At 65.8% G+C, this 12571-nt stretch carries 11 protein-coding genes; 8 read left to right on the forward strand and 3 right to left on the reverse strand.

The annotated features are described in order from the left end of the window. Window positions 1-4 precede the first annotated feature (4 nt). The 7 genes from hisG (at window position 5) to VGU00_RS09495 (ending at window position 8984) form a co-directional block, all read left to right on the forward strand. Window positions 5-661 (forward strand): ATP phosphoribosyltransferase, encoded by a 657-nt coding sequence (gene hisG, locus VGU00_RS09465; protein ID WP_327467834.1) that lies wholly within the window; start codon window positions 5-7, stop codon window positions 659-661. Continuing rightward, a complete protein-coding gene (gene hisD / locus VGU00_RS09470) occupies window positions 648-1946 on the forward strand; it encodes a histidinol dehydrogenase (protein WP_327467836.1) in 1299 nt (432 codons plus the stop codon). Before hisG ends, hisD begins: the two co-directional genes overlap by 14 nt. Then, on the forward strand, window positions 1943-2389 hold the full coding sequence (nusB, locus tag VGU00_RS09475) for a transcription antitermination factor NusB (protein WP_327467838.1): 447 nt from the start codon (window positions 1943-1945) through the stop codon (window positions 2387-2389). The genes hisD and nusB overlap by 4 nt, the downstream gene beginning before the upstream one ends. 98 nt (window positions 2390-2487) lie before the next feature. Continuing rightward, the gene (thiL, locus tag VGU00_RS09480) at window positions 2488-3417 is read left to right on the forward strand and encodes a thiamine-phosphate kinase (protein WP_327467840.1); all 930 of its coding nucleotides are present in this window, start codon (window positions 2488-2490) and stop codon (window positions 3415-3417) included. A 42-nt stretch (window positions 3418-3459) separates the two neighbouring features. Next, entirely contained in the window at window positions 3460-4536 is a 1077-nt protein-coding gene (locus VGU00_RS09485) for a tetratricopeptide repeat protein (protein ID WP_327467842.1), read from the forward strand. Between the two features lie 154 nt (window positions 4537-4690). Next, window positions 4691-6808 carry a sodium-translocating pyrophosphatase gene (locus tag VGU00_RS09490; protein WP_327467844.1) on the forward strand — a complete coding sequence of 706 codons (2118 nt, stop codon included), beginning with the start codon at window positions 4691-4693 and terminating at the stop codon, window positions 6806-6808. A 133-nt stretch (window positions 6809-6941) separates the two neighbouring features. Beyond that, window positions 6942-8984 (forward strand): alpha/beta hydrolase family protein, encoded by a 2043-nt coding sequence (locus VGU00_RS09495; RefSeq protein ID WP_327467846.1) that lies wholly within the window; start codon window positions 6942-6944, stop codon window positions 8982-8984. A 9-nt stretch (window positions 8985-8993) separates the two neighbouring features. Here VGU00_RS09495 and VGU00_RS09500 read toward each other — a convergent pair whose 3' ends face one another. After that, window positions 8994-9812 carry an SDR family NAD(P)-dependent oxidoreductase gene (locus VGU00_RS09500; RefSeq protein ID WP_327467848.1) on the reverse strand — a complete coding sequence of 273 codons (819 nt, stop codon included), beginning with the start codon at window positions 9810-9812 and terminating at the stop codon, window positions 8994-8996. A 312-nt stretch (window positions 9813-10124) separates the two neighbouring features. On the opposite strand from VGU00_RS09500, the gene VGU00_RS09505 reads away from it, so the two are divergent. Then, window positions 10125-10652 (forward strand): CarD family transcriptional regulator, encoded by a 528-nt coding sequence (locus VGU00_RS09505; protein ID WP_058802493.1) that lies wholly within the window; start codon window positions 10125-10127, stop codon window positions 10650-10652. A gap of 107 nt (window positions 10653-10759) precedes the next feature. On the opposite strand, the gene truA is transcribed toward VGU00_RS09505, so the two are convergent. Together truA and fmt are read right to left on the reverse strand one after the other, a co-directional pair. Then, a complete protein-coding gene (gene truA, locus VGU00_RS09510) occupies window positions 10760-11500 on the reverse strand; it encodes a tRNA pseudouridine(38-40) synthase TruA (protein WP_327467851.1) in 741 nt (246 codons plus the stop codon). Beyond that, window positions 11497-12417: a methionyl-tRNA formyltransferase gene (fmt, locus tag VGU00_RS09515; RefSeq protein ID WP_327467853.1), complete on the reverse strand. Its 921-nt coding sequence runs from the start codon at window positions 12415-12417 to the stop codon at window positions 11497-11499. Before fmt ends, truA begins: the two co-directional genes overlap by 4 nt. Window positions 12418-12571 lie beyond the last annotated feature (154 nt).

The following is a 12571-nucleotide window of genomic DNA, read 5'->3' on the forward strand; positions in this document are numbered from 1 at the left end:
GCTTATGCCTGAACCGATCATCTTTGCCATCCCGAAAGGGCGCATCCTCGACGAGGCGCTGCCGCTGCTTGCGGCCGTCGGTATCGAGCCTGCGGCGGATTTCTTCGACAAGAAGAGCCGCGCGCTGGTGTTCGGGACGAACCAGCCGCATATCTCGCTGATCCGCGTGCGCGCGTTCGACGTCGCGACCTTCGTCGCGCATGGCGCGGCGCAGCTCGGCATCGTCGGATCGGATGTCGTCGACGAGTTCGATTATTCGGAGCTTTATGCGCCGGTCGACCTTGGCATCGGCCATTGCCGCCTGTCGCTTGCGGGGCCCGAAGGCAGCGCCCCGCCGGGGCTGGGTGAAAGCCATATCCGCGTCGCGACCAAATATCCGGCGACGACGCGCCGCTGGTTCGAGGCGCAGGGCATCCAGGCCGAGTGCATCAAGCTCAATGGCGCGATGGAGATTGCGCCGAAGCTCGGGCTCGCCTCGCACATCGTCGATCTGGTTTCGACCGGTCGCACGCTCGTCGAAAATGCGCTCGCCGAACAGAAGATCATCAGCGAGGTGTCGGCGCGGCTGATCGTCAACCGCGCGGCGTTCAAGCTGCGCTCGGCCGAAGTGCCCGCGCTGGTCGAGAAATTCCGTCAGGCAGTCGGCGATGCGGCGGCTTGACGCCTCCGCGCCCGGCTTCGCAGCTGCATTCGACGCGCTGGTCGACGACCGGCGCGAAAGCGCGTCCGATGTGTCGGCCGACGTCGCGGCGATCGTCGCGCGCGTAAAGGCCGAAGGCGACGCCGCACTCGCCGATTATACGGCGAAGTTCGACCGTTTCGATCTCGATGCGAGCGGCTGGAGCATTTCGAAGGAGGAATGCGCCGCCGCCTATGCCGCGCTCGCGCCCGAACTCCGCGACGCGCTCGATCTCGCCGCCGCGCGGATCCGCGCCTATCACGCCGCGCAGCTTCCCGAGGATCGCGACTATCGCGACGACACCGGCGCGCGCCTCGGCGCGCGCTGGCGCGGCGTCGACGCCGCCGGCGTCTATGTTCCCGGCGGGCGCGCCGCCTATCCGTCGTCGGTGTTGATGAACATCCTGCCCGCGAAGGTCGCGGGGGTCGAGCGGATCGTGATGATGACCCCGACGCCGGGCGGCGAGACCAATCCGGTCGTGATGGCCGCGGCGCATATCGGCGGGGTCGACGAAATCTGGCGCGTCGGCGGTGCGCAGGCGATAGCCGCGCTGGCCTTTGGCACCGACAGGATTGCACCGGTCGACGTCGTCACCGGCCCCGGCAATGCCTGGGTGGCCGAGGCGAAGCGCCAGCTTTACGGCGTCGTCGGGATCGACATGGTCGCGGGGCCGAGCGAGATCGTCGTCGTCGCCGATAACAGGAACGCGCCGCACGTCATTGCCGCCGACCTTTTGAGCCAGGCCGAACATGACCCGACGAGCCAGTCGATCCTGTTCACCGACGATAGCGATTTCGCCGATGCAGTGGCCGCTGCGGTTGCGGATGTCATTCCGACGCTCAGCACCGCCGCGACGATGCGGGATAGCTGGGCCGACAATGGTGCGGTGATCGTCGTGCCGACGCTGGCCGATGCGATCCCGCTCTGCGACCGGCTGGCGCCCGAACATCTCGAACTCGCGGTCGATCCCGCCGAAGCCGACGCGCTGTTCGCCAGGGTACGGCATGCGGGGTCGGTCTTCCTTGGCCGCCAGACGCCCGAGGCGATCGGCGATTATGTCGCCGGGCCCAACCATGTCCTCCCCACCGGACGCCGCGCGCGCTTTTCGAGCGGGCTGTCGGTCACCGATTTCATGAAACGCACCAGCTTCCTCGCGCTCGACGACGCGAGCCTCGCGGCCATCGGCCCCGCGGCGGTCGCGCTCGCCGGCGCCGAAGGACTTCCCGCACACGCGCTCAGCGTGGCCAACAGATTGAAACAGAAATGAACAAACGCACCCAATCCCGCTCCGCCGCCCGGCTTGCCGCCGTGCAGGCGCTGTACCAGCACGAGATGGAGGCGACCCCGGTCGCCAAGCTGATCCACGAATTCCACATGCACCGCATCGGCGCGACGATCGAGGACGCCGAATATGCCGACGCCGACACGGCGTTCTTCGACGACATCGTCAAGGGAACGCTCGCGCGCGCCGACGAGATCGACGCGGCCATAGTTGCCCGGCTGGCGAGCGGCTGGACCATGGACCGGCTCGACCGCACGATGAAGGCGATCCTGCGCGCTGGCGTCTATGAGCTCATCGCGCGCGGCGACGTGCCAGTCGGTGCGGTGGTCAGCGAATATGTCGACGTCGCCAAGGCCTTTTTCGACGGTCGTGAGGCGGGCTTCGCCAACGGCCTGCTCGACGCGATCGGCAAGGATGTGCGCAGATAAGTCCAACCGTTGCGCAAACGCGCCCTGCATCCCCGCCTTCGCGGGGACCCGTGGCACGGCACCTTTTATCCCGCCGCGCTATTCGCTACGATTTTCGCATGAGCGAAGCCGATTTCATCGCCCGCCTGCGATCCATCGCGACCGATCCCGCTGCCCGCGGGCTGGCCGACGATGCGGCCGAATGGGAGGGCTTGGTGCTGACCCACGACATGATCGTCGAGGGCATTCACTTCCTGCCCGACGACACGCCGCAGGATGTGGCGTGGAAACTCGTCGCGGTGAACCTCTCCGACTTGGCCGCCAAGGGGGCGGCGCCAATTGGCGTGCTCGTCGGGTACAGCCTCGGCGACGATGCGTGGGACGCGGCCTTTGCCGAAGGGCTCGACCTCGTCCTCCGCCGCTTTGGCGTCATCCTGCTCGGCGGCGACACGGTGCGCGTGCCCGCGGGCGCGCCGCGCAGCTTCGGCCTGACGGCGATCGGGCGGGCACCACCGGGCGGCGCGCCCGCGCGCGGCGGGGCGCGGCCGGGCGACCAGATCTGGGTGACGGGAACGATCGGCAATGCCGGGCTCGGTCTCGCGATGCGCCTCGGCCACGAAGAGGTCAACGAGACCTGCCTTGCTGCCTACAAAAGGCCGCAGCCGCAGCTCACCTTCGGACAGGCGGTTGCGCGCCATGTCCATGCGATGATGGATGTATCCGACGGCCTTTTGATCGATGCGCAGCGGATGGCGCAGGCCAGCGGGTGCGAATTCGGGATCATGCTGGAATCGGTGCCGCTTTCGGCAGCGCTGCTCGCGGTGCGCCCCGACGTACTCGACACGCGGCTTGCCGCCGCGACGGCGGGTGACGATTATCAGCTGCTCTTTGCCGCCGATCCGTCGGCAGCGGTCGCGATCCGCGAGATTGCGGGCGGGCTGGATGTCGCGGTGACGCCGCTCGGCCATGCCGGGGTTGGCGAGGGGCTTATGCTCACGCATCGCGCGCAGCGCATCGCCTTGCCCGCCAGCCTCGGGTTTATGCACTGAAATCTCTTTATATTCTGTTCGATGGCGGGCACAGATGGGTCGATGATCGACCGACAAAACCGGCACCGCACCTGCATCCGAACGATGATGGCAATCTGTCTCGCCAGCTTGGCCGCACTGGCCGGTCCCGCACTGGCCGAGCCGGGTCCGCCGGTCGAGACGGCGCGCGCACAGGCGGTCGATCCCGAGGAACCACAGCCCGACGCGCCCGACGATCGCGCGGCCGCCGCCGCTGATTGCGACGCGGGCGATGCCGAAGCCTGTACCAGGCTTGGCTATATGCATCATGAAGGTGATGGCGTCCCGCGCGAGGACGCCCTTGCCACGCCGCTGTTCGCCCGTGCGTGCGGCATGGGCGATATGACCGGCTGCGCGATGGCTGGCTACGCCTATAGCCGCGGGAATGGCGTTGCGCTGTCGCACGAGCGCGCGGCCAGCTATTATGCCTTTGCCTGCCACGGCGGCGAGGCGACATCCTGCTCGAACCTCGGCTTGGCATATATCGGCGGCGAGGGGGTTCAGAAGGATCCCGAGCGGGCCTTCGAACTCTTCCGGCAGGCCTGCGACATGGGCGACAATGCGGGATGCGCAAACCTTGGCGCGTCCTATTCGCTCGGAAAGGGCGTCACGTCCGACCAGCGCCGGGCGGCGCGGTTGTTCAGGCGGACGTGCAAGGCCGGCGACGAACATGCCTGCTACAATCTGGGCGTCCTGCACCGTGACGGCCTCGGCATGCCGCGGGACTACAAGCAGGCGCTCGCGCTGTTCGAGCAGAGCTGCCGCGCCGACGACAAGTCGGCGTGCGGCAATCTGGCGCTGATGGTCAACGACGGGCGCGGTACGCGCCGCGACCGCCGCCGCGCGCTCGAACTGTTCGACAAGGCGTGCGCGATGGGCGAGCCCGAAAGCTGCTTTTCGCTGGGGCGCGCCTATCAGACGGGCAACGGCATCGAGCGCGATCTCGCGCGCGCCGTCGACCTCCTCGAGCGGACGCTCGAACTCGATCCCGATACCGAATCCGCCGCCGAGGCGCGCAAGGCGCTGGACGCTGCGCGTGGTACGGATAGCGGCGCCCCGGTTGAGGTTGTCGTGCCGAAATCACGGAAAAGCGCCGAATAACCGGGGTTGCGTGCGGCTTTCTTTCTTCCCATAAATCACCGTCCAAATTTGGGGCGGTCGCATCAGGGGAGAGAGCGAACCGGCATCAATAAGTCGGACGTGCTCGACTGCTATCTTCTGCGTCGCCCTTCTCATGGGGAAGGAAGCAACACGCATGAATCCGGTTTTGATCGCGATAGCGTGCGGCCTTTTGGCTGTGCTCTATGGATTCATTACCTCGCGGCAGGTGCTCAGTGCATCGGCGGGTAATGAGAAGATGCAGGAAATCGCCGGCGCCATCCAGGAAGGCGCCAAGGCCTATCTGGGCCGCCAATATCGTACCATCGCCATCGTCGGCGTCGTCGTCGCCGTACTCGTATGGTTGTTCCTTGGCGAGGTTTCCGCCGTGGGCTTCCTGATCGGCGCCATTTTGTCGGGCGTCGCCGGCTTCGTCGGCATGAACATATCGGTGAAGGCCAACGTCCGCACGGCGGCGGCGGCGCAGACCGGACTGCAGGCGGGCCTGACCATGGCGTTCCGCGCCGGCGCGATTACCGGCATGCTCGTGGCGGGCCTTGCCTTGCTCGCGATCTCGGTCTTCTTCTGGTACCTCATCGGTCCCGGCGGCTTCACCGTCGGCGGCGAGGACCGCACGGTGGTCGACGCGCTCGTCGCGCTGGCGTTCGGCGCTTCGCTGATCTCCATCTTCGCGCGCCTCGGCGGCGGCATCTTCACCAAGGCGGCCGACGTCGGCGCCGACCTCGTCGGCAAGGTCGAGGCCGGAATTCCCGAGGACGATCCGCGCAACCCCGCGGTGATCGCCGACAACGTCGGCGACAATGTCGGCGATTGCGCCGGTATGGCGGCCGACCTGTTCGAAACCTATGTCGTCACCGTCGGCGCCACGATGGTGCTGATCGCGCTGCTGCTGAAGAGCGCGGGCGACATGCTGGTGCCGCTGATGACGCTCCCGCTGCTGATGGGCGGCGTCTGCATCATCACCTCGATCATCGGGACCTATTTCGTGCGTCTCGGTTCGTCGACCAACGTCATGGGCGCGATGTACAAGGGCTTCCTCGTCACCGCGATCCTGTCGATCCCGGCGATCTGGTTCTCGACCAGCTATGCGCTGGGCGGCGACATGAACACCAACATCACGGGCACCGACTTCAACGGCAGCGACCTTTTCTATTGCTCGCTGCTCGGTCTCGTCATCACCGGGCTGATCATCTGGATCACCGAATATTATACCGGCACCAACTATCGTCCGGTGCGGAGCATCGCCAAGGCGTCGGAAACGGGCCATGGCACCAACGTCATCCAGGGTCTGGCCATCAGCCTTGAATCGACCGCGCTGCCGACGCTCGTCATCTGCGTCGGCATCATCGTCGCCTATCAGACCGCCGGCATCATCGGCATCGCCTTTGGCGCCACCGCGATGCTTGCGCTTGCGGGCATGGTCGTTGCGCTCGACGCCTATGGCCCCGTCACCGACAATGCCGGCGGCATTGCCGAAATGGCGGGCCTCGACGATTCGGTCCGTGAAAAGACCGACCTGCTCGACGCCGTGGGCAACACGACCAAGGCGGTGACCAAGGGCTATGCCATCGGTTCGGCGGGTCTTGCGGCGCTGGTGCTGTTCGGCACCTATACCGCCGACATCGCCGAATATTCGGCGAAGCTCGGCATCGACGCGCCGCTGACCTTCTCGCTGTCGTCGCCCTATGTCATCGTCGGGCTGCTGCTCGGCGCGCTCCTGCCGTACCTCTTCGGTGCGATGGGCATGACGGCAGTCGGCCGCGCGGCAGGCGACGTGGTGAAGGACGTCCGCGACCAGTTCGCGAACAACAAGGGCATCATGGACGGCACCAGCCGCCCCGATTATGCCCGCACCGTCGACCTCGTCACCAAGGCGGCGATCAAGGAAATGATCATTCCGTCGCTGCTGCCGGTGCTGGCGCCGATCGTCGTGTTCTTCGTGATCCGCGCGGTGGCCGGTCCGGCTGCGGCCCTGGAAGCGCTTGGCGCCCTCCTGCTCGGCGTGATCGTCGGCGGGCTGTTCGTCGCGATCTCGATGACCTCGGGCGGCGGCGCGTGGGACAATGCCAAGAAATACATCGAGGACGGCAACCATGGCGGCAAGGGCAGCGAAGCCCATAAGGCCGCGGTGACCGGCGACACCGTCGGCGATCCGTACAAGGATACCGCGGGTCCGGCGGTCAACCCGATGATCAAGATCACCAACATCGTGGCGATCCTGCTCCTCGCGGCGCTGGCGCACGGCGCGGCGTAAGTCGCGCCGCCTTCACAGGCGAAGAAAGAGCCCCGCCGGAGCGATCCGGCGGGGCTCTTTCTTTCTCACGATCCAGCTTGCCTCCCGGCGGCCGGATGTTAGGATTTATCCCTCATTATCAGGAGCCAAGCCCTTGGATAAGCCGTCGTACCGCCGCATCCTGATCGCCGCCGCGATGCTCGCCCCGGCGCTGCCGGCAACGGCGCCCGGCGTCATGGCTGCGGACGCCGCGCTGGCGGGTGGCCGGGTGCCGACCGCACAATTCGCCAACCGTGCGACGCTGCAGATGCCGCGCCTCTCGCCCGATGCGACGAAGATGGCGGCAAAGGTCAGCTACAAGGGGGTCGAATATCTCGCGATCTTCGACCTCACGGGAAAGGCGCAGCCCGATTATTTCCTGAAGACCGAAGCCTATAAGGAGTTCGGCGATCGCCGCATCATGAGCTGGCGCTGGGTCGGCAACCGGACGCTTGTCGTCACCGCCGCGTCGGGCGAGATCGGGTTGTTCGAGGGCGAGCATGGCCGGCTGTTCAGCTATGATGTCGAGGGCAAGAAGCTCGCCCCGCTTGCCTGGAAGGATGCCGGTGGCGACGCCAGCGATATCATCCACGTCGATCATGCGAAGGAGCGCATCCTGCTCTCGCGCACGTCGACCGCCTACAGCTATGAAATGCTGAACCGTCCCGAAGTGGCCGACGTCGACGTCCGCAGCGGCGCTTTCAACATCGTGCAGAAACCCAATATTCTCGTTGGCCAATGGGCCTCCGACGGCAAGGGCGTTGTCCGGATGGGGGTCGGCTACGACGGCGACAACGGCAAGACGCGCGTCCTCTATCGCGCGAAGGACGGCGACAACCTCAAAACCATCTATGACAAGGCCGACCCCAGTTTTTCGGGTGACTCGCTGGTCCCGCAAATATTCCTCGCCGAAGCGGGAAAGGCGATCGTGACCAGCAACAAGGACGGGTTCAACAAGGTCTACAAGCTCGACCTTGCGACGATGGAGCTCGGCCAGCCGATTTTCGAGATCGCCGGCTATGACGTCGGCGGGGTCGGCTGCAACCATGCGTGCGATGCGCTCGAGGCCGTCTATGCGACCGAAAACCGGCCCCGGACCTATTGGATGAATCCGGATTTCAAGGAGACGCAGGCGCTGTTCGAAAAGCAGTTCGGCGCCGGCAATGTGCAGATCGTGTCGAGCGATCTCGCCGACAAGGTGATGCTGGTGTGGGTCGGCAAGGCCAACCAGACAGGCCTTTATTATTCCTTCAATACCGCGACGGGCAAGGTGACCCGGATCGGCTATTCGAACGATCTGTTCCGCGATACCGAGATGAACCCGACGCGGACGATCGTCTATCCGGCGAGCGACGGCGAAAAAATCCATGCCGTCGTCACCATGCCGCGCCACCGTGCCGCGCAGACGAAATTGCCGGTGGTGATGATCACCCACGGCGGTCCCTTCGGACCACGCGACGAGGAAGGCTTCGGGCCTTTCCCCTGGCACCAGGCCATCGCCGAACTCGGCTATGTCGTGGTCCAGCCCAATTATCGCGGATCGGGCGGCTATGGCCGCGAATGGATCAAGAAGGGCCGCGACAATGGTTTCGGCCTGCGGATGCAGGACGACCTCAACGACGCCATCGACTATCTCGCCGCGCAGGGGATCGTCGATCCCGCGCGCGCGTGCATGATGGGCTGGTCGTACGGCGGCTATGCCTCGGCGCGCGCGGCACAGCGCGATCCCGCGCGCTGGCGCTGCGCGATCGCGGGCGCCGGGGTCTACGACCTGGGCGAGATGCGAAAATTCGACAAATATTATCTCGGCCGTTTCGGGGCCAATTATCTGAGCAAGGGCCCCGCGGACCTCGACACCGTTTCGCCGACGCAGAATGCGGCGGGCAAATGGTCGCCGATCCTGATCGTGCATGGCGTGAAGGACGAACGCGTACCGATCGCACAGGCCAGGCGGCTGGTCGCGGCGCTCGAACGATCGGGCAAGGTGAAGGGGCAGGACTATGATACGCTCTATCAGCCCGACAACACGCATAATTTTCCGGCGCCGACCGATGAGGCGCAGTTCCTCGAAGCGACCGAGAAATGGCTCGACCGCTTCAATCCCGCTTATGTTGCAAGCGATCCCGACAAGGAGCCGCCGGTCATCACCGCGAAATAGGGAGCGGGTTCAGTCGGCGGCGGTCGCGTTCATCTGCCGGGCATAGCCCGCCTGCACCATCGCGCTCATCCGGTCGAACAGCGCGTCGGGATCGCCGCGGCGCATCGCCGCGATCGCCGCCTCGGCCCCTTCGGCGACGACCAGCTCGCGCGTCCCCGCGTCGACGGCGGCCAGCATCTGCGCCGCGGCATCGTCGGGTGACAGGCCGTTGTCGATCGCCGCGTCGCTTGTCCCGCGAACGCTGCCGTCGGCGTTGAGCGCGTTGCGGCTGACATTGGTGCGCACCGATCCCGGCGCGACGACGAGCACTTTCAGCCCCAGATGCTCATTCTCGGCGCGCACCGCGTCATGATAGCCGATGATCCCGTGCTTTGCCGCCGAATAGGCGCTGCGCAGCGGCACGCCGGCGATGCCGGCGACGCTCGAGATGGCGATGATCTGTCCGCCGCCCGCGCCGACCATGCGCGGCAGCAATTGCTGGGTGAGGGCGATGGGGGCGAGCAGGTCGACGCCGATGATCTGCTGATACACCGAAAAATCGGTCTCGACCGCAAGGCTGCGCTGCGAGATGCCGGCATTGTTGACGAGCCCGTCGATCCGGCCCTGCCAGGCCCAGGCCTTGTCGGCGATGGCGGGAATCGCGGCATAGTCGGTCGCCTCGAACGGCAGGACCAGCGTTTCGGTGCCGCAGGCGGCGGCGACCTCTTCGAGCGCCGCGACATTGCGTCCCGAAAGAATCAGCTTCGCGCCGCGGGCCCCCAGTGCCCGTGCCAACGCCGCGCCGATGCCCGACGAGGCACCGGTGATCCACCAGATTTGATCCTGCATAATGGCTCCCTATCTCTGTTTCGTTTCAACCTGAAACGGGTATCGGGGGCCGTCAAGCCACTGCCCCGCGGATTTCCGTGCGGGGGTGGTAATTTTGTTGCGAATCTGTTATAATCCATAACAACACGTCGACATTTTGCCTCTTCCCGTCACTGGGCTGGGGCATTTTTCGGCGTTCCGATGGAGCCATATCCCTTGTCACTCTGACTGGCTAGCGCCGACCGAATGGTAATCCACCTCCAGAGGAGGGCGGGATGCAGCGGTGTTGTCGCACTTTCAGATCGGGGTCAAGGTACAAGAAAAGGAATTTGCATGTCCGTGAACACGCTCTTGTTCGAAGTCGGTGATTATGTCGTTTATCCGAAACATGGCGTGGGGCGCGTCATTGAACTGCAGCGGTCGGAAATCGCCGGCATGCAGCTCGAACTTTATGTCCTGCGCTTCGAAAAGGAAAAGATGACGCTTCGCGTGCCGACCAACAAGGCTGAGGGCGTGGGCATGCGCAAGCTGTCGTCGGACAAGACGCTGAAGGAAGCGCTGCAGGTGCTGACGACCAAGCCGAAGGTGAAGCGCACCATGTGGTCGCGCCGTGCGCAGGAATATGAAGCGAAGATCAATTCGGGCGACCTCGTGTCGATCGCCGAAGTGACCCGCGACCTGTTCCGCGCCGACGACCAGCCCGAGCAGAGCTATTCGGAACGCCAGATCTTCGAAGCGGCGTCGAGCCGCCTCGCGCGCGAACTCGCCGCGATGGAAGAAAGCGACGAAAAGACCGCGCAGGCGAAGATCCTCCAGATCCTGAACGAGCATGCGCCGCTCTATTACGCCGAAAAGGTGTAAGCGCTTCGCATAGCGAGAGACAAAGGGCGGTCCGCAAGGGCCGCCCTTTTTCGTTTCTGCACCTTCGTCATGCCGGACTTGATCCGGCATCCATCGCGGGGTCGGCGTCAGGGATAAGTCGCGCTCACGAAATAGAGCCCGTCGGGCGGGGCGTTGAGGCCGAGCGCGCCCCGATCCGCCGCATCCAGTGCCGCTTTCAGGTCGCGCGCCGACCATTTGCCATAGCCGACGAGCGCGAGGCAGCCGACCATCGACCGCACCTGATGATGGAGGAAGCTGCGCGCCGCGGCCTCGACGATCACCTCCTCGCCGTGACGGCTGACGGTCAGCCGGTCGAGCGTCTTCACCGGGCTTTGGGACTGGCAATGCGCCGAGCGGAAGGTGGTGAAGTCGTGCAGGCCGATCAATTGCTGCGCCGCCGCGTGCATCGCGTCGACGTCGAGCGGTTTGGCAACCTGCCAGGACAAGCCCCTGTCCCACGTCAGCGGGGCGCGGCGGTTGACGATGCGATATTCGTAACTGCGCCCGGTGCAGGCGAAGCGCGCGTGCCAGTCGTCGGGAACGATCTCGCACCCGACGATCGCGATCGGCGCCGGCCGCAACTGCGCATTCAGCGCCTCGGTCAGCTTGAACGGCGTCAGCGGCTTTTCGATGTCGACATGCGCGCGCATCGCGATGGCGTGGACACCGGCGTCGGTGCGGCCCGCGCTCAGCACCTGCACCTCCTCGGCGGTAAAGCGGCGGATCGCTTCCTCGATCACCTGCTGCACGCTCGGGCCGTGCGCCTGCCGCTGCCAGCCCATGAACGGGCGGCCGTCATATTCGATGGTGAGGGCAAATCTTGTCATGCGAGGCGCGTGCCTTTGGCGATCGCGCGGCCGCGCAGCAGTTCGGCCGCGTCCATCGCAGGCTTGCCGGCGCGCTGGACGCGCGTCGCGCGGATCGCGCCGGGGTTGCAGGCGATGGTGAGCGTATCGTCGAGCGTGACGCCGGGCGTAGCGCCGACGACGGTGTCGGCGGGATGCACGACTTCGGCCGCGAGGATCTTGTAACGTTCGCCGTCGAGTTCGAAAAAGGCGCCCGGCATGGGGTTGAAGGCGCGCACCTGCCGCTCGACCTGCGCCGCGCTGGTCAGGAAATCGAGCCGCGCCTCGCTCTTGTCGATCTTTGCGGCATAGGTCACGCCGTCGCCGGGTTGCGGTTCGGGCATGAAGGCGTGGAGGTCGCTCAGCGCCTTCACCATCATCAGCGCGCCCATTTCGGCGAGTTCGTCGGTCAATATTCCGGCACTCTTGCCCGCGATCGGTGTGGCTTCGACCAGCCGCATCGCGCCGGTGTCGAGCCCGGCGTCCATCTGCATGATCGTGACCCCCGTTTCGGTGTCGCCGGCGAGGATCGCGCGCTGAACCGGTGCCGCGCCGCGCCAGCGCGGCAGGATCGAGCCATGGACGTTGAGGCAGCCTTCGCGTGGGCTCTCGAGCACCGCTTGCGGCAGGATCAGGCCATAGGCGGCCACGACTGCGACATCGAGGTCGAGCGCGGCGAACTCGGCCTGCGCTTCTTCGGTCCGCAGGCTCTTCGGCGTGCGGACGGGCAGGCCCTGTTCCTCGGCCCAGATATGCACCGGGCTCTTCTGCAATTTCTTGCCGCGCTGCGCGGGGCGGGGCGGCTGGCTATAGACCGCCACGATCTCGTGCCCCGCCGCGTGGAGCGCGGCGAGCGTCGGAACCGCAAAGGGCGGCGTTCCCATGAAGGCGATGCGCATGGGCTGCGCCTTTGGCGGAGGATGCGGGGTTGTGCAAGCACGCCCTCCATCCTTCGTCATGCCGGGCTCGATCCGGCATCCATCGCCACGGCTGTGAAAATGGACCCCGGATCAAGCCCGGGGTGACGAGAGCAGGGGCCATTGAGGGATATTG

It is taken from the genome of Sphingopyxis sp. (genome assembly GCF_035944815.1).
Taxonomy (GTDB): Bacteria; Pseudomonadota; Alphaproteobacteria; order Sphingomonadales; family Sphingomonadaceae; genus Sphingopyxis.